The organism is Nocardiopsis sp. iso_25, assembly GCF_056173305.1.
On the sequence record NZ_CM149667.1, the window covers coordinates 3,190,744 to 3,206,447 of the forward strand.

15 protein-coding genes and 1 pseudogene are annotated in these 15,704 nt (G+C 73.7%); 9 read left to right on the forward strand and 7 right to left on the reverse strand.

All coding sequences use genetic code 11. The features are described 5' to 3' along the window. Positions 1–24 precede the first annotated feature (24 nt). Positions 25–945 (reverse strand): annotated as a pseudogene (locus tag AC0VX6_RS13775) (aldo/keto reductase); the annotation flags it as partial. 28 nt (positions 946–973) lie between these two features. Here AC0VX6_RS13775 and AC0VX6_RS13780 point away from each other — a divergent pair. Both AC0VX6_RS13780 and AC0VX6_RS13785 read left to right on the forward strand, forming a co-directional pair. Continuing rightward, positions 974–1,468 (forward strand): MmyB family transcriptional regulator, encoded by a 495-nt coding sequence (locus tag AC0VX6_RS13780; protein ID WP_475469342.1) that lies wholly within the window; start codon positions 974–976, stop codon positions 1,466–1,468. 82 nt (positions 1,469–1,550) lie between these two features. Continuing rightward, positions 1,551–2,093 carry an MOSC domain-containing protein gene (locus tag AC0VX6_RS13785; protein ID WP_274978143.1) on the forward strand — a complete coding sequence of 181 codons (543 nt, stop codon included), beginning with the start codon at positions 1,551–1,553 and terminating at the stop codon, positions 2,091–2,093. A gap of 144 nt (positions 2,094–2,237) precedes the next feature. Here the strand turns inward: AC0VX6_RS13785 and AC0VX6_RS13790 are convergent, their stop codons facing one another. After that, the gene (locus AC0VX6_RS13790) at positions 2,238–2,663 is read right to left on the reverse strand and encodes a DNA-binding protein (protein ID WP_274977930.1); all 426 of its coding nucleotides are present in this window, start codon (positions 2,661–2,663) and stop codon (positions 2,238–2,240) included. Between the two features lie 58 nt (positions 2,664–2,721). Continuing rightward, complete coding sequence (locus tag AC0VX6_RS13795; protein ID WP_475469045.1) at positions 2,722–3,474, reverse strand: SDR family oxidoreductase; 753 nt, start codon at positions 3,472–3,474, stop codon at positions 2,722–2,724. Positions 3,475–3,689: 215 nt separating this feature from the next. Here AC0VX6_RS13795 and AC0VX6_RS13800 point away from each other — a divergent pair, with 215 nt between their 5' ends. Together AC0VX6_RS13800 and AC0VX6_RS13805 are read left to right on the forward strand one after the other, a co-directional pair. Further along, positions 3,690–5,072, forward strand: coding sequence for an FAD-binding oxidoreductase (locus AC0VX6_RS13800; protein WP_475469047.1), 1,383 nt, complete (start codon positions 3,690–3,692; stop codon positions 5,070–5,072). 133 nt (positions 5,073–5,205) lie between these two features. Further along, a complete protein-coding gene (locus AC0VX6_RS13805) occupies positions 5,206–5,904 on the forward strand; it encodes a hypothetical protein (protein ID WP_274977932.1) in 699 nt (232 codons plus the stop codon). Between the two features lie 48 nt (positions 5,905–5,952). Here AC0VX6_RS13805 and AC0VX6_RS13810 read toward each other — a convergent pair whose 3' ends face one another. Next, entirely contained in the window at positions 5,953–7,404 is a 1,452-nt protein-coding gene (locus AC0VX6_RS13810; RefSeq protein WP_475469049.1) for an aminotransferase-like domain-containing protein, read from the reverse strand. A 40-nt stretch (positions 7,405–7,444) separates the two neighbouring features. Between AC0VX6_RS13810 and AC0VX6_RS13815 the strand changes: the two genes are divergently transcribed. Further along, positions 7,445–8,299 carry a DMT family transporter gene (locus tag AC0VX6_RS13815; RefSeq protein WP_475469051.1) on the forward strand — a complete coding sequence of 285 codons (855 nt, stop codon included), beginning with the start codon at positions 7,445–7,447 and terminating at the stop codon, positions 8,297–8,299. Between the two features lie 118 nt (positions 8,300–8,417). Further along, complete coding sequence (locus AC0VX6_RS13820; RefSeq protein WP_274977935.1) at positions 8,418–8,963, forward strand: type 1 glutamine amidotransferase domain-containing protein; 546 nt, start codon at positions 8,418–8,420, stop codon at positions 8,961–8,963. An 84-nt stretch (positions 8,964–9,047) separates the two neighbouring features. Here the strand turns inward: AC0VX6_RS13820 and AC0VX6_RS13825 are convergent, their stop codons facing one another. The 3 genes from AC0VX6_RS13825 to AC0VX6_RS13835 form a co-directional block, all read right to left on the reverse strand. Further along, the gene (locus AC0VX6_RS13825) at positions 9,048–9,161 is read right to left on the reverse strand and encodes a methionine/alanine import family NSS transporter small subunit (RefSeq protein WP_212639894.1); all 114 of its coding nucleotides are present in this window, start codon (positions 9,159–9,161) and stop codon (positions 9,048–9,050) included. Next, the gene (locus AC0VX6_RS13830) at positions 9,161–10,705 is read right to left on the reverse strand and encodes a sodium-dependent transporter (RefSeq protein WP_475469053.1); all 1,545 of its coding nucleotides are present in this window, start codon (positions 10,703–10,705) and stop codon (positions 9,161–9,163) included. The genes AC0VX6_RS13825 and AC0VX6_RS13830 overlap by 1 nt, the downstream gene beginning before the upstream one ends. 357 nt (positions 10,706–11,062) lie before the next feature. Beyond that, positions 11,063–12,094: a pirin family protein gene (locus tag AC0VX6_RS13835; protein ID WP_475469055.1), complete on the reverse strand. Its 1,032-nt coding sequence runs from the start codon at positions 12,092–12,094 to the stop codon at positions 11,063–11,065. A 333-nt stretch (positions 12,095–12,427) separates the two neighbouring features. Between AC0VX6_RS13835 and AC0VX6_RS13840 the strand changes: the two genes are divergently transcribed. Genes AC0VX6_RS13840 through AC0VX6_RS13850 form a run of 3 tightly spaced genes read left to right on the forward strand, consistent with a single transcriptional unit; the run spans position 12,428 to position 15,695 of the window. Then, positions 12,428–13,582: a Gfo/Idh/MocA family protein gene (locus AC0VX6_RS13840; RefSeq protein ID WP_444964023.1), complete on the forward strand. Its 1,155-nt coding sequence runs from the start codon at positions 12,428–12,430 to the stop codon at positions 13,580–13,582. Further along, positions 13,579–14,739, forward strand: coding sequence for a dihydrodipicolinate synthase family protein (locus AC0VX6_RS13845; protein ID WP_274977938.1), 1,161 nt, complete (start codon positions 13,579–13,581; stop codon positions 14,737–14,739). Before AC0VX6_RS13840 ends, AC0VX6_RS13845 begins: the two co-directional genes overlap by 4 nt. Further along, the gene (locus tag AC0VX6_RS13850; protein ID WP_475469058.1) at positions 14,736–15,695 is read left to right on the forward strand and encodes a sugar phosphate isomerase/epimerase family protein; all 960 of its coding nucleotides are present in this window, start codon (positions 14,736–14,738) and stop codon (positions 15,693–15,695) included. Before AC0VX6_RS13845 ends, AC0VX6_RS13850 begins: the two co-directional genes overlap by 4 nt. Positions 15,696–15,704: the final 9 nt, after the last annotated feature.

A 15,704-nucleotide genomic window follows, 5' to 3' on the forward strand; every position in this document is an offset into this window, starting at 1 on the left:
CGCGGCCGTGGCCTCGGGCCTTCCTCACCCGCGTGGTGGCAGGTACAGGCGCCCCTCCAGCCGGGCGTCGGCCTCGCCGGAGATCCAGCGGCGCGAGGCGGTGACGTCGTCGGCGGGGTAGCCCGGCTCCACGCCCGCCGCGGCGTCCAGGCGCTCCCGTGCCTCCAGCGGCAGGTGCACGTCCACCGCGCCCAGGTTGTCGGCCAGCTGTTCGGCGTCGCGCGCGCCGACGATGGGGTGCACCGTGCGCGAGCGCGCCAGGGTCCAGGCGATCGCGACCTGGGAGGGGCTCGCCCCCAGCTCCTCGGCGACCTCGACCACCGCGCGGGCCGCCCGGTGGTCGCGCTCGGTCAGGGAGGCCGGGTCGACCCTGGTGCCGGACGGGGCGCCGCCCGGTCGGGTGTACTTGCCCGAGAGCACGCCCGCGGCGAGTCCCCCGTAGGCGGCCACGCTCATGCCCAGGGCCTCGGCCATCGGCAGCAGTTCGCGTTCGACGTCGCGGTGCAGCAGGTTGTAGGGCACCTGGATCCCGGCGAAGGGCGTCCAGTCGCGCCACCGGGCCAGTGTGTCGGCCCGCGCCACGACCCGCGCGGGCGTGTTGGAGACGCCCGTGTACAGGACCTTGCCCGCGCGCACGGCGTTGTCCAGGGCCCGCATGGTCTCCTCCACCGGCGTGTGTTCGTCCCACACGTGCACCCACAGCAGGTCGACGTGGTCGGTACCCAGCCTGCGCAGGCTCCGCTCCAGGGACAGGGTGAGGTTCTTGTGGTGGCTGCCGCCCGCGTTGGGGTCGGCGGGGTCGCGGGTGAGCGTGTACTTGGTGGCCAGCACGAACCGGTCCCGGCGTCGGCGCAGCAGGCCGCCCATGACCTCCTCGCTGTCGCCGTAGGCCGAGGCGGTGTCGATGACGTTGCCCCCGGCGTCGGCGTACAGGTCCACCATGCGGCCCACGGTGCGAGCGCTGCTGGAGCGGATGGCGCACACCCCGGCGGTACTGCTGAACCGGCTCGGCGACGTCGTGGCCCACACCCGTGCCTACGAGCGCCTGGCCGGGCCGGTCGGGCTCACGGAGGGGGACCCGCCCAACCGGGTCTGGTTCCTGTTCGCCGACGACCGCGCCCGGCGGGCCTACCCCGACTGGGACCGGGTGGCCGACGCGTGGGTGGCCGTGTTCAGGGCCTGGTCCCCGCATGAGGACCCGCACACGGCCCACCTGGTGGAGGAGCTGTCGATCGTGGCCGGTGCCGCGTTCACCGACCGGATGCGGGCCGCGCCGTCGGCGCCCCCGCGCACGGGGGTGGAGCACCTGGCCCACCCGGTCGCGGGTGCACTGCGCCTGTCCTACGAGACCCTGGACACCGAGGACCAGCAGTTGGTCGTCTACCTGCCCACCGACGAGGCCACCGCGGCCGCGCTGGAGGACCTGGAGCGGCCCGGCCGGGGCGGTCTGCGAGCGGTGCCGGGCTGACCGGGGTGCTCCCTCCCGGCAGGTGCGCCGGACTGGCTAGGCTGTGGCGCGGAACACCTGAGCGAGCGAGGGGATGGCGTCCATGGACCCGGTTGTGGAGTCGGTCAGCAGCAGTCCCGGCCACACGTTCAGCAAGGCCGCCCTGCCCCGGATCCGTCTTCTGGCGGGGTTGGGCGTGGAGGGTGACGCCCACCTGGGCGCCACCGTCCAGCACCTGTCCCGGATCGCCGCGGACCCCGACCAGCCCAACCTGCGCCAGGTCCACCTGGTGCACGCAGAGCTCCTGGAGGAGGTCGGCGAGGCCGGGTTCGCGGTCGCCCCTGGACAACTGGGCGAGAACATCACCACCCGCGGCTTGGACCTGCTGTCCCTGTCTGTGGGCACCGTCCTGTCCTTCGGCGACGGGGCCAGCGTGCGGGTCACCGGCCTGCGCAACCCCTGTGCGCAGATCGACGGCTTCTCCCGGGGGCTGCTCAAACAGGTTCTGCACCGCGAGGAGGACGGAACCGTGGTCCGCAGGGCCGGGATCATGGGCGTCGTCCTGACCAGCGGCACGGTCGAACCCGGTATGGCTGTGCGTGTGCGGGCGCCCCGGGGTGCCCACACACCTCTCGAACGGGTCTGAGGAGAGCCCCCGGGCCCCTCACACCAGTGAGGCCAACAGCCCGGGGTCGGTGTGCACGCGGATGCCGACGACGCGGTCGCCCTGGTCCGCCACACCCATCGGGAGGGGCTGGCGGTGGCCGCGCGGCCCACCGGACCCGGCGCCTCAGCTCTCGCCGCGCTGCAGGAGGCGTTCGTGGCGCTGGCGGGCGGCCTGGGCCGAGCCCAGTCCGAGGCCGAAGGCGATCTCCTGCCAGGTCATGCCGCGTCCCTTGGACATCTGGAGCAGTCCGGCCTCCAACTGGTCGAACTCAGCGCGCGCCCAGGGCACCAGGGTCAGGGCGGCGGTGAGGTCGTCCTGGTCCACGGCCGGGGCGCCGGGCTCGGGATGTGCGCCGCCCGCGGCCAGGTCGGCGACGCGCCGCAGGGCGTCCAGGGGCGCCATGGGCATGCGTGCCTCGTCCCAGCGCGTGCGGTGCTCTCCGGTGGCGTGGCGTTCGGTGATGCGCAGCAGTGCCTCGTGGGTGCGCATACGGCGGGCGCTTCGCGGGTCGGGTCGGGTGAAGGCGCTCTCGCGCTGTTCCTCGCTCATGCCTCCAGAATGGAGGCGCAAACCCCCAGTTGTCAACGAATAGTTTTCAACAGATTGTTCAAACCGGGTCCCGGCTGTCCAGGAACTCCGCGAAGGTCACCTTGCCCACCGCCCGGTCCGGGGCCAGGTGGCCCCCGGCACGGTAGGCGGCGAAGACGGCGCCCGGCAGGCGTACGGGCACCGTCCGCAGGTCCGTCCCCGCCCAGCGTTGGTAGGCCGCGGCCAGGTCGCGGAAGGACTCCACGCGCGGGCCGCCCATGTCCGCCACGCGCCCGGCCGGAGGGTGGTCGGCCAGGTGGGCCAGACGGGAGGCGACCTCCTCGACCGCCACGGGCTGCACGTCCACGTCGGGGACGGGCATGAACGGCAGGCGGGCCGCACCCGCGCACAGCCTGAGCACCAAGTCGTGGAACTGGGTGGCGCGCAGCACCGTCCACCCCAGACCGGAGGCCGCCAGCGCGCTCTCCACGGTGTGCTTGGCCTTGTAGTATCCCAGCGGAACCCGGTCCACGCCGACGATGGAGACGTAGACCAGGTGCGCCACCCCCGCCTCGCGGACCGCGCGGATCAGGTGGGTGGCCGACTCGATGTCGCCGCCCGCGGGCGCGCTGGCGCAGTGCACGACGGTGTCCACGCCCCGGACCGCGTCGGCCAGCCCGGTGCCCCGGCGCAGGTCCACGGAGAAGGACGCGGGGTCGTCCGGGTCGGGGCGGCGGCTCAGGACACGCACCTGGTGTCCGGTCCGGCGCAGGCGTTCCACGACGGGCCGTCCCAGGGTACCGGTGCCGCCCGTGACGAGGACTGTCTTCATACGCACTCCTTCGCTTCCTGGAGGACCCATGCTAGGTCTCGGGTAACCGGGCGCATCGGTCCCCGCCGGGACGCCCCGGGGCGTGTCCATGGCGGGGCTCGCCGCCGACCGCCCTGACCAGGGGGCGGTGGTGTCTTCGGCGCCCGGTGTCCGGTTAGAGTGCTGGCGGCGTCGGCGCAGCGGAGCGGCCGAGCGAGCGGTGAGGGAGTGTGCTCATGTCCGGGATCGCCGGGAGACTGACGACAGCGGTCGGCGCGGAGCAGGTGGTCACCGACCCCGCCGTCCTGGAGGGCTACTCCCACGACGAGGCCGAGTGGGCTCCCCACGGCGCCCCGGCCGCGCTTGTACGCCCCCGCCACACCCAGGATGTGGCGGCCGCGGTGGCCGTGTGCGCGGAACTGGGCGTCCCGGTGGTCGGGCGCGGAGCCGGGACGGGGCTGTCGGGTGCGGCCAACGCCGTGGACGGCTGGGTCGTGGTCTCCTTCGAGCGGATGAACCGGGTCCTGGAGGTCGACCCCGTGCAGCAGACCGCCACCGTGCAGCCGGGCGTGGTCAACAACGACCTGCGCGAGCGGGTGGCGCGGGACGGCCTGTGGTACCCGCCGGACCCGGCCTCCGCGCCCTGGTCGACCATCGGCGGCAATGTGGCCACCAACGCGGGCGGCCTGTGCTGCGTCAAGTACGGGGTCACCCGCGACTACGTGCTGGGCATGGAGGCGGTCGTGGGCTCGGGCGAGGTGGTGCGGCTGGGCCGGACCACCGCCAAGGGCGTGACCGGCTACGACCTGTGCGGGCTCATGGTGGGCTCGGAGGGGACGCTGGGCCTGGTCACCGAGGTGACGCTGCGGATGCGGCCGCTGCGTACCGGCACCGAGCACACCGTGGTCGGTTACTTCGACTCCTTGGTGGAGGCCGGAAGGGCCGTCGCGGCGGTCTCGGCGGCCGGGGTGGTGCCCTCGGCGATGGAGCTGATCGACCGGTTCTGCCTCCAGGCGGTGGACGACTGGAAGAACATGGGACTGTCCGCCGAGGGCGAGGTGCTGCTGCTGGCGCGCAGCGACCAGCCCGGGGCGGCGGGCGAGGAGGAGGCCGACCGCATCCTGGCGTGCTTCGAGGCCGAGGGCGCGGTCTACGCGGTGCGCTCCACCGACGAGGAGGAGGCCGAGGCCCTGTTCGAGGCCCGCCGCCTGGCCTACCCGGCGCTGGAGCGGCTCGGCCCGCTGCTGACCGAGGACATGTGCCTGCCCAAGGCGAAGGTGCCCCTGATGCTGGAGCGCATCGAGGCGATCGGCAGGCGCTTCGACACCCGCATCGGCAACATCGCGCACGCCGGCGACGGCAATCTGCACCCCCTGTTCATCGTCCCGGCCGGTGACGAGGACGCCAAGAAGCGCGCGCAGGAGGCCTTCGAGGTGATCGTGGACGAGGCGATCGCCCTGGGCGGCACGGTCACCGGCGAGCACGGCGTGGGCCTGCTCAAGATGCGCGGCGCCGCCCGGGAGATGGGTCCGCACGTGCTCGCCATGCACCGGGCCGTCAAGGACGCCCTGGACCCGAGGGGCATCTTCAACCCGGGCAAGGTCTTCGCCGCGTCCTAGCCCACGGGGGCCGGACCGAAAGGTGGAGCGGGCCGCGGACGGTGGGGCGCGGGGCCGTGAGAAGGGTGGAACCGGTCGGGGACCGCGCGGCGTCTCAGAGGTCAGGAACCGCACCGCGCACGAGGAGACCCCCATGGAGACCACCACCGTCCTGGTTCTGGTGATCGCGGCCCTGGTGGTCGTCGGCGTGATCGGGGCGGCGGTCGCGGGCTCGGCCGCCGAACGCCGCCGCTCCCGCGCCCTGTCCCTGTGGGCCTCGCGGGAGGGGTGGCGCTACGACCGCGAGCGGCCCGAGCTGGTCGACCGCTTCGAGGGCGTCCCCTTCCTGGAACGGCGGTCCAACGCCCGGGCCAGGCACGTGCTGTGCGCCGAACTGCGCGGACGCCGGGTCCTGGCCTACGAGTACGGCTACGCCGCACCCCATCCCCAGCAGCGCCACCGCACCGTCGCGCACGTGTACACCGTGGTGGCGGTGGCCCTGCCCGCGGGCGTGCCGCTGCTCCAGGTGGAGGAGGCCGGTGCCGGTGCGCCCCAGCCCCGGACCGACGGCGCCCGCGCCTGGACCGCGGGCGAGGCCGCCTTCGACGAGCGGTTCGCCGCGGTGACCGGCGACGGGGCCTTCGCGGCGACCGTCCTGGGGGAACCGGTGCGGGAGTGGCTTCTCGCGCGCGAGGGCGTGTGCCCGTTCCGCCTCGGCGGCCGTTACCTGGTGGCCTGGGAGCGCGGACCGCTGGAGACCGGTCGCGTCCGGGAGCGCGCCGACGCGGCGATCGGCCTGCTGGAACGGGTTCCGGCCGGTGTCTGGGAGAGCGCGCAGGACACCCTGGGGTAAGCGCTCCTCCGGGACGGGCGCGGCGGACGGCGTCAGCGGCAGCACCCCTCACTCCCCGGGCGCGGTACCGGCGAACGCGGCGCGCAGGCGGCGCACCCCCTCGATGATCTCGGCGGTCCCGGCCGCGCCGCCGTAACTGAGCCGCAGGTGGGGGGCGGTCGGCTCCGCCGGGAAGTAGGCCTGGCCCGCGGCCACCGCCACCCCGGCGCGCAGCGCCGCCGACACGAGCGCGGCCTCGTCGGTCTCACCGGGAAGCCGCAGCCACAGGTGGTACCCGCCCGCGGGCAGGTGCGGCGCCGCCAGTTCGGGCAGTTCCCGCACCAGGGCCGCGGCCATGGCCGTGCGGCGCTCGCGCAGGCCCGCCGCGACCGCACGCAGGTGTCGGCCCCAGGCGGGGGAGCCGACCAGCTCCAGCACGGCCTCCTGGAGGGGGCGCGCCACGAAGAAGCTGTCCACCAGCTGGATCGCGCGCAGGCGCCGCGTCACCGGTCCCCGCGCGGCGATCGCCCCCACGCGCAGACTGGGCGAGGTCGCCTTGGTCAGTGACCGCACGTGCACCACGGTGCCGTCGGGGTCCTCGGCCGCCAGCGGAGGCGGCGGGGCTGCGGCGTCGGCGTGCGCCAGGTGGCGGGCGAAGTCGTCCTCCACGACGAACGCGCCCGCGGCGCGCGCGATCCGCACCACCTCGCCCCGTCTGGCCGGAGCCAGGACCGTTCCGGTGGGGTTGTGGAAGAGGGGTTGGCACACCAGCACACGGGCGCCGCTGGCGGCGAACGCCTCTTCCAACAAGTCGGTGCGGATCCCCTCGGCGTCCACCGGGACGGGGGCGGGCCGCAGGCCCGCGGCCCGCACGATGGCCAGCAGACCGGGATAGGTGGGCGACTCCACCAGCACGGGCGCCCCCGGATGGGCCAGGGCGCGCAGCGTGGTGGTCAGCGCGCTCTGCCCGCCCGCGGTGACCAGCACGTCGGCCGAGCCGACGGAGCCGCCGATCTGACGGGCGAACCAGCCGCGCAGCTCCTCCACCCCTTCCGCGGGCGGGCGTGCCCAGGCTCCCGGGCGCCGACCCGCGCGGGCCAGTGCGGCGCCCATGGCCTGCTCGGGCTGGAGAGCGGGGTGCAGGTAGCCGCCGTTGAACACGATGACTCCCAGGGCGGGCGGGGTGAGGGTGGCCAGCACCCCGGAGGCGTCCACGGTGCGCGGGACCGGCTCGCCGGAGGCCGCCGCCGTCTCCGCGCTCAGCGCGACCTCCTGCCATGAGGTGTCGCCGACCGGGCGCCCGGAGGCGCCTGCGCCCGCACGGAACGCCCCGGCGCCGGGGCGGGTGACCACCACGCCCTCGGCGACCAGCGCCGCGACGGCCCGCGACACGGTCACCGGGCTCACGCCGTAGCGGTCCACCAGTGCCCGGCTCGACGGCAGCTTCTCCCCAGGGGAGTAGCGGTTGATCTCCCCACGTAGAGAATCCGTCAATTCCCGCACGCTGCTACGCTGTTTCATGAAGACACAAGATAGCGCTATCGCGACGCGCGGAGTAGCGGTGCTCGGCGCGACACTGTGTGCGGCGCTCGGCGTCCTCGGGTTCTCGTTCACCCTTCCGGCCACCGCGTGGGCACTGGAGGGCTTCGGGCCCTGGAGCGTGGCGGTGGTGCGGTGCGCGCTGGCCGCCGCGCTGGCGGGCTGCTGCCTCGCGGCGGTCCGCGCCCCGCTGCCCGACCGCGTCCACCGGCGGGGCATCGCCGTGGTCGCGCTGGGCTGCGTGGCGGCGTTCCCGCTGTTCAGCACGCTCGCGCTCCAGGCCTCCTCGACCTCCCACGCCGCGGTCGTGGTCGGGCTGCTGCCGCTCACCACCGCCGTGTTCGCCCTGCGCCGCAGCCCGGTGCGTCCCTCGCGCCGGTTCTGGACGGCCGCGGTGTGCGGCGCCGCGGCCGTCGTCGCGTTCGCGCTGGTGCGCAGCGGCGGAACACCCGGCCCGGCCGACCTGTACCTGCTGGCGGCCCTGGTGCTGTGCGCCGCAGGGTACGCCGAGGGCGGTCGGCTGGCCGCGCACATGCCGGGCTGGCAGGTCATCGCCTGGGCGCTGGTCGCCGCCGCGCCGCTGACCGTGCCCGCCGCGCTGTGGGCTCTGGCCGCCGAACCGGTGGACGCCGCGCCGCGCGCACTCGCGGGTATGGCCTACCTCGCCGCGGTGTCGCAGTTCGGCGCGTTCGTGGTCTGGTACCGGGGGATGGGCGCGATGGGCGTCGCCCGGGCCAGCCAACTCCAACTCGCCCAGCCGCTGCTGACCCTGGTGTGGGCGGTGCTGCTGGTGGGGGAGCCGCTGACCCCGGCCGCGCCCGTCGCCGCCGTCGTCGTCCTCGTGTGCGTCGCCGTCACCCAGAGGTCGCGCGGCTGAGCCCCCGAACGTGGCGCGGGCCTCCCCGGCGGGTGGTGTGAGAGCACGGCCTGTGCGGGTAGGGGCGCCAACGCGGCACGGAGGGTGCCGGAAAGAGTCCAGCTCTGAGGGGGCAGCCATGGCCGACAAGCTCAACGGCCGTCGGGTCGCGATTCTGGCCGCGGACGGGGTCGAGCAGGTCGAACTCGTCACACCGCGCAAGGCGCTGAACGAGGAGGGCGCCACCATCGACCTGGTTTCGCTCAAGTCCGGGCGGATCCAGGCGATGAACGGCGACATCGAACCCGCGGACACCTTCGACGTGGACCGCGTGGTGTCCGAGGTCGGGGTGGACGACTACGACGCCCTGGTGGTCCCCGGCGGGACCGTCAACCCGGACAACCTGCGCTCGGACGAGAACGCGGTGGGGTTCGTCCGCGACTTCGTGGCCGCGGGCAAGCCCGTGGCAGCCATCTGCCACGGGCCGTGGATCCTGGTGGAGGCCGACGTGGTGCGGGGGCGCACCGTGACCTCCTACCCCAGCCTGCGCACCGACATCCGCAACGCGGGCGGGACCGTCGTGGAGGAGGAGGTGGTCACCGACCAGGGGATCACCACCAGCCGCAACCCCGACGACCTGCCCGCCTTCTGCGAGCGCATCGTCCGCGAGTTCGCCGCGAAGTAGGCGGCCTCCCGCGAGGGCGCCCGAACGGCGACGGGGCGGTGGGAGCCGATCGGCTCCCACCGCCCCGTCGCCGTTCGGGCGCGGCTACCCCTCTTCGGGCTTCTCGGGGTGGCGGCGCAGGTGGACGATGGCCGCGATGAGCCCGCCCCACAGCAGGATCATGGCGACGGCCATCATGACGATCGCGCTGGTGGTCATCAGCGTTCCCCTTCCTTGGTCGTGGCTTCCTCGGTGTCGGCGTCCTCGCGGGCCAGGGCGTCGGCGCGCTTCCAGGGGAAGAGCGAGACGACGATCCCGAAGACGATCACGCCGATGGCCAGACCCCATCCGGCGGCCAGCAGGAACCCGGTCGAGTAGCCCGCGTAGTTCTCGGTCAGCTCCGTGCGCAGGCTGTCCCACATCATGAAGCCGAGCAGGATCGGGGTGACCACGCCCAGCGTGGCCTTCCACCACAGGCCGAGCCGGATCGAGGAGATCGCGTTGGTGTGCTCCTGGAACATCGGCAGCCTGCGCGCGATCCAGCCGAAGACCACGATCATGACGAGCCCGGCCAGCACGATGCCGTACTGGTTGATGAAGTGGTCGAACACGTCGAGGAAGTGCAGCCCCTCGGGCGTGGGGAAGAGCAGGATCGAGGCCAGCGCGGTGGCGCCGCCCACCAGCAGCACGGTCTGGATGCGGCCCAGGCCGGTGCGGTCCTGCACCGCGGAGACGATCACCTGGACGATGCTGATCAGCGAGGTCAGGCCCGCGATCACCAGGGAGCCGAAGAAGAGCACCCCGAACAGCGCGCCGCCGATGGGCAGGGTCGAGATGATCTGCGGGAAGGCGACGAAGGCCAGGCCGATGCCGTCGGCGGCCACGGCCTCGACCCCGGTGCCCGCGGCGGTGGCCATGAAGCCCAGGGCGGCGAACACGCCGATGCCCGCGAGCAGCTCGAAGGAGCTGTTGGCGAAGCCCGCCACCATCGCCGAGCCGGTCAGGTCGGCCCTACGGCGCAGGTAGGAGGCGTAGGTGACCATGATGGCGAAGCCCACGGACAGGGAGAAGAAGATCTGCCCGTAGGCGGCGATCCAGACGCTGCCGTTGAGCATGGCACTCCAGTCGGGCGTGAACAGGGCGTTCAGACCGGTCGCGGCCCCCTCCAGGGTGAGCGCCTGCACGACCAGGACCAGGAACAGCACCACCAGCAGCGGGATGAAGATCTTGTTGGCCTTCTCGATGCCGTTGCGCACGCCCAGCGCCAGGATGAGCAGCACCACGACCCACACGCCCACGAGCGGCCAGGCCACACCCGCCACGTAGCCCGAGACCATGCCGGGCCCCTCGCTCATCTGGAGGAAGTCCTCGAAGAAGAACGCGTTGGGGTCGTCGCCCCACTGCTGCCCGATGGAGAACCACGCGAACCGGGCGGCCCAGGCCACGATCACGGCGTAGTAGACCGCGATGACGAAGCAGATGGCCACCTGCCACCAGCCGATGGCCTCGGCGGGCCGCGTGATGCGCCGGTAGGACAGCGGCGCGGAGGAGCGGTAGCGGTGCCCGATGCTGTACTCCAGGATCAGCAGCGGGATACCGGCGGTGAGCAGGGCGATGAGGTAGGGCAGCATGAAGGCGCCGCCGCCGTTCTCGTAGGCGATGTAGGGGAATCGCCAGATGTTGCCCAGACCGATGGCGGAGCCGATCGCCGCCATCAGGAAGCCCGCGCGCGATCCCCACTGCTCGCGAGTCTGTTGGACCATGTTCAGGTCTCCTAAATCATCCCGTAGTTCGCGATCCGCACCGTAGCAGGAGTTGGCCTGGTCAGCATCGTGGGACGGGAAGCCTGGACAGGGTGTCGCCCCACGATGCTCTCTTCGTTTCCTTTTGTCCAGACTCGCACGAGGGACGGAAACGACAAGGGGTGCTTACCGGAAACCTTCAGCCGCTCTTGCCCGCGCGCGTGGCGGCGACCGCCGGGGGCGGGGCACTCGTCACGGGAACCGGCCGGTTCCCGGCGGACGCAGGCCCGGGACCACAAGGGCGCGGCCGGGGTCTGCCGGGCCGTGGCACGCGGACGCGCCCCGCCCCGGCAGACCCCGGCCGACAGTCGCGGGCGGCTACGCGCCGCGGTGGCGCGGGCGTGCGCGCAGGCGCGCGTTGGGCAGATCCGGAGCCGGGAGGGCCGCGTCGTCGTCGGCCGCGACCGCGGCGAAGCGCCGCCCGTCCGCGTCGACGGCGCCGTCCCGGTCGCTCTCCCAGGCGCGGCGGGCCCGCACGATCTCGTCGTGGTCGCGGCCGACGAAGTTCCACCACATCACCAGGTCCTCGGTGAAGGGCTCACCGCCGATCACCAGTACGTGCGCGGTCTCATCGGCCCGCAGTTCCACCTCCGTGCGCCCCTCTCCCGCGTAGAGCAGCGCACCGGCCTCGACGTCGTGGCCGAGGACCCGCACGGGCGCGTCCAGGGGCAGGACACCGTGTTCGAAGGAGGCGTCCAGGGGCAGGCGCACCCGGGCCCCGGGCTCCAGCACGACCTCGGCGCCCATGAGCGGGGTGTGCACGCGGGCGGGGGAGCGGCGGCCGTCCACCTCTCCGGCGATCACCGTGACCCTGGCCCCCGGCGCGTCCGTGCCGGGCAGGTCGAAGGCGGGCAGGTCGGCGTGGTGTTCGAAGCGGGCCGGCCCCTCGCGGTCGTCCCCGGGCAGGGCGATCCACAGCTGGGCGCCGTGCAGCAGCGGCGGGGCGTCGGCGGGGGAGCGCTCGGAGTGGGCGATGCCGTGTCCGGCGGTCATGAGGTTGAGCTGGCCGGGGCGGACCAACTGGTCCGAGCCCAGGCCGTCCAGGTGGTGGACCGAGCCCTGGACCAGCCAGCTCACGGTCTGCAGGCCGATGTGGGGGTGCGGCGGCACCTGCATGCCGGGGCCGTCGGCGACGCCGGTGGGTCCGTAGACGTCGGCGAAGCACCACGCGCCGACCATGCGGCGGTTCTTCCCCGGCAGGGCGCGGCGGACCAGCATGGCGCGCGGGCCGCCGAGCGGGACCTCGCGCGGTTCGAGGAGTTCGGTGTCGCCGGACACTGCGGTGCCGGCGGGGTCGACCTCTCCGCCGCAGACGCGCTCTTCGGCGGGATGGGTGTCCAGATTGCTCACCCTGCCGAAGGTAGCCGAGACGGTCCCGCCCCGGCACCCGCCGGGGACGTGCCGCAGGGAGGTCCGCGTCACCAGAGCCGGTGGACGTGTCCGGCGAGGCGGGCGGACCGCCCGCGAAAAAAGGGCGGCGCCCCTCGCGGCGGACCGCGCCGGTGCGGCGGCCGAAGGGCTGGCGGGTGTCGTCGCCGACGGCTCCGGGGCCTTCCGGGCGCTCTGGCGGGGACGGGTGTCGAAGCGCTTCACGTCGTGGCAGGTCCGGGGCCCCTCTGGTGCACAGGGGTGTTCTTGCCGTAGGCTGGAAAGCGCTTTCACACGGAAAGGTGGTAACAACCCATGGGTGATCACGTGCTGGGTGTCGCCATGAACGGCGTCACCGGACGCATGGGGTACAGGCAGCACCTGACCCGGTCTGTCCTGGCCATCCGGGAGGCGGGCGGCGTACGCCTGCCCGACGGCTCCCGGATCATTCCCGAGCCCGTCCTGGTCGGACGCTCCGAGCACAAGCTGCGCGAGATCGCCGAACGCCACGGAATCGAGCGCTGGTCCACTGACCTGGACGGTGTGCTCTCCGACGACGACATCACGGTCTACTTCGACTCGCAGATCACACACGCCCGCGAGGCGGCCGTGCGCGCCGCCATCGCCGCGGGCAAGCACGTCTACGTCGAGAAGCCCACCGCCAGCACGCTCAGCGCCGCCCTGGAGCTGGCCAAACTGGCCCGCGACGCGGGCGTGCGCAACGGCGTGGTCCAGGACAAGCTCTTCCTGCCCGGCCTGCTCAAACTGCGCAGGCTGGTCGAGAGCGGCTTCTTCGGCCGCATCCTGTCGGTGCGCGGCGAGTTCGGCTACTGGGTCTTCGAGGGCGACTGGCAGCCCGCCCAGCGCCCCAGCTGGAACTACCGCGCCGAGGAGGGCGGCGGCATGGTGCTGGACATGTTCCCGCACTGGCACTACATCCTGGAGCACCTGTTCGGCCCGGTGCGCGCGGTCACCGCCAAGGTGGCCACCCACATCCCGCGCCGTTGGGACGAGGAGGGCCGGCCCTACGAGGCCACGGCCGACGACTCCGCCTACGGCATCTTCGAACTGGACGGCGGCGTCATCGCCCAGATCAACTCCTCCTGGAACGTGCGCGTGGCCCGCGACGAACTCGTGGAGTTCCAGGTCGACGGCACCCACGGCAGCGCTGTGGCGGGGCTGCGCTCCTGCCGTGCCCAGCACCGCTCGGCCACGCCCAAGGCGGTCTGGAACCCCGACTTGGAGGACCTGGGGCGCTACCGCGAGCAGTGGGAGCCCGTGCCCGACAACACCGAGTTCCCCAACGGGTTCCGCTCCCAGTGGGAGGACTTCCTGCGCCACGTGGTCCTGGACACCCCCTTCCCGCACGACCTGCTCTCGGGCGCGCGCGGCCTCCAGATGGCCGAGGCCGGGCTCCAGTCGGCGCGCACCGGACGCACGATCGAACTGGACGAGGTCACCCTCGCATGAGCACACTCCTGCTACCCGCCGCCGACGGCACCGCGGCCCCCTACACCCTGAGCGGCACCCCCGTCGACGCCTCCCCGCTTCCCCCCGCCCGCTCGCGCACGGCCTACGCGGCGGCGCACGTGGTCGCCGACCCCCTGTCGGCCAACGCCCCCGGCGCCCCGGCCCGCCTGGACTGGGAGGCCACCCTGGCCTTCCGCCACCACCTGTGGGACCAGGGCCTGGGCGTGGCCGACGCCATGGACACCGCCCAGCGCGGCATGGGCCTGGACTGGGCGGCCACCGCCGAGCTGATCCGCAGGTCGGGTGCGGAGGCAGCCGCGCGCGGCGCCGCCCTGGCCTGCGGGGTGGGCACCGACCAGCTCGACCTTTCGCAGGCCGATCTGGAAAGCGTTATCACCGCGTACGGTGAGCAGCTCGACGTCGTCCAGGGCGCCGGAGCCACCCCCATCCTCATGGCCTCGCGCGCCCTGGCCGCGGTCGCCTCGGGCCCCGACGACTACGCCAAGGTCTATGCCGACCTGCTGGGCCGGGCCGACCAGCCCGTCATCCTGCACTGGCTGGGCACCGCCTTCGACCCGGCCCTGGCCGGGTACTGGGGCTTCGCCGACCCGGCCGAGGCGATCGAGCCGGTGGCGGCCCTGATCGCCGAACACGCGGCGAAGGTGGAGGGCATCAAGGTCTCCCTGCTCGACGCCTCGCTGGAGGTGCGGCTGCGGCGGCTGCTGCCCGAGGGCGTGCGCCTCTACACCGGCGACGACTTCAACTACCCCGACCTCGTGCTGGGCGACGAGCAGGGCCACTCCGACGCCCTGCTGGGCGTCTTCGCCGCCATCGCCCCGGCCGCCGCCCGCGCGCTGGCAGCCCTGGACGAGGGCGACACCGAGCGGTACCGGGCCCTGATGGACCCCACGGTCCCGTTGGCCCGGCACCTGTTCGCCGAGCCCACCTTCTACTACAAGACCGGCGTGGCCTTCCTGGCCTGGCTCAACGGCCACCAGAAGGGCTTCCACATGGTGGGCGGGCTGCACAGCGCCCGCGACCTGCCCCACCTGGCCCAGGCGGTGCGCCTGGCCGACGCCGCCGGGGCCCTGACCGACCCGGACCTGGCCGCGGCACGCATGCGGGCGCTCCTCCAGGTGTCAGGAGTCGACCAGTGAGCACCGTACCCGAGGGCGCCGCGGTGCCCCCCGCGCGGACGGCCGCACCCGCGGCCGCCGTCGCGGCGGTCGTGCCCGGCGCGGTGGACGTGCCCTCCGGGCAGCCCGCCGCGGTGCCCACCCCCGAACCGGGCGACCCGCGCCTGGCACGGCTCTCGCTCAACCAGGCCACCGTCAAGTACTGGAACCTGACCCAGGCCGTGGACGGCTGCCTGCGCGCCGGGCTGCCCGCCATCGGGACCTGGCGCGAGCCGGTCGCCGAGATGGGCCTGGCCAAGGCGGCCGCCCTGCTGCGCCGGTCCGGGCTGCGCGTGTCCTCGCACTGCCGCGGCGGGTTCCTCACCGCCCCGGACCGGGCCGCGGCGCTGGAGGACAACCGGCGCGCCGTGGACGAGGCCGCCGAACTCGGTGCGCCCTGCCTGGTCATGGTCGTGGGCGGGATGCCCGACGGCGAACGCGACCTGGTCGGGATCCGCGAGCGGGTGGCGGACGGCATCGCCGAGCTGGCGCCCTACGCCCTGGAGCGGGGGGTGCGGCTCGCGTTGGAGCCCCTGCACCCGATGTTCTGCGCCGACCGCGCCGTGCTCTCCACACTGGGACAGGCCCTGGACCTGGCCGAACGCTTCGACGCGGCAGCCGTCGGCGTGGTGGTGGACGCCTACCACGTGTGGTGGGACCCCCAGGTGTGGGAGCAGATCGCCCGCGCCGGGGCGGGCGGGCGCATCGCCTCCTTCCAGGCCTGCGACTGGGAGCTGCCCATCCCCGCCGACGCCCTGTTGGGGCGCGGCATGGTCGGCGACGGCCACGCCGACGTGCGGGCCCTGCGCCGCGCGGTGGACGCGGCCGGTTACGACGGTGACATCGAGGTGGAGATCTTCAACGAGCGGATCTGGTCGGCCGACGGCGACGACGTCATCGCCACCCTGGCCCGACGCCACGTCCAGCACGTCCTGTGAGGCCCCCGG

Coding starts and splice junctions, on each gene's coding strand:
- AC0VX6_RS13810 (WP_475469049.1), bottom strand. CDS start 7,404: ATGAAACAGCGTAGCAGCGTGCGGGAATTGACGGATTCTCTACGTGGG.
- AC0VX6_RS13805 (WP_274977932.1), top strand. CDS start 5,206: ATGGAGACCACCACCGTCCTGGTTCTGGTGATCGCGGCCCTGGTGGTC.
- AC0VX6_RS13790 (WP_274977930.1), bottom strand. CDS start 2,663: ATGAGCGAGGAACAGCGCGAGAGCGCCTTCACCCGACCCGACCCGCGA.
- AC0VX6_RS13800 (WP_475469047.1), top strand. CDS start 3,690: ATGTCCGGGATCGCCGGGAGACTGACGACAGCGGTCGGCGCGGAGCAG.
- AC0VX6_RS13780 (WP_475469342.1), top strand. CDS start 974: ATGGCGCACACCCCGGCGGTACTGCTGAACCGGCTCGGCGACGTCGTG.
- AC0VX6_RS13830 (WP_475469053.1), bottom strand. CDS start 10,705: ATGGTCCAACAGACTCGCGAGCAGTGGGGATCGCGCGCGGGCTTCCTG.
- AC0VX6_RS13825 (WP_212639894.1), bottom strand. CDS start 9,161: ATGACCACCAGCGCGATCGTCATGATGGCCGTCGCCATGATCCTGCTG.
- AC0VX6_RS13785 (WP_274978143.1), top strand. CDS start 1,551: ATGGACCCGGTTGTGGAGTCGGTCAGCAGCAGTCCCGGCCACACGTTC.
- AC0VX6_RS13795 (WP_475469045.1), bottom strand. CDS start 3,474: ATGAAGACAGTCCTCGTCACGGGCGGCACCGGTACCCTGGGACGGCCC.
- AC0VX6_RS13840 (WP_444964023.1), top strand. CDS start 12,428: ATGGGTGATCACGTGCTGGGTGTCGCCATGAACGGCGTCACCGGACGC.
- AC0VX6_RS13820 (WP_274977935.1), top strand. CDS start 8,418: ATGGCCGACAAGCTCAACGGCCGTCGGGTCGCGATTCTGGCCGCGGAC.
- AC0VX6_RS13845 (WP_274977938.1), top strand. CDS start 13,579: ATGAGCACACTCCTGCTACCCGCCGCCGACGGCACCGCGGCCCCCTAC.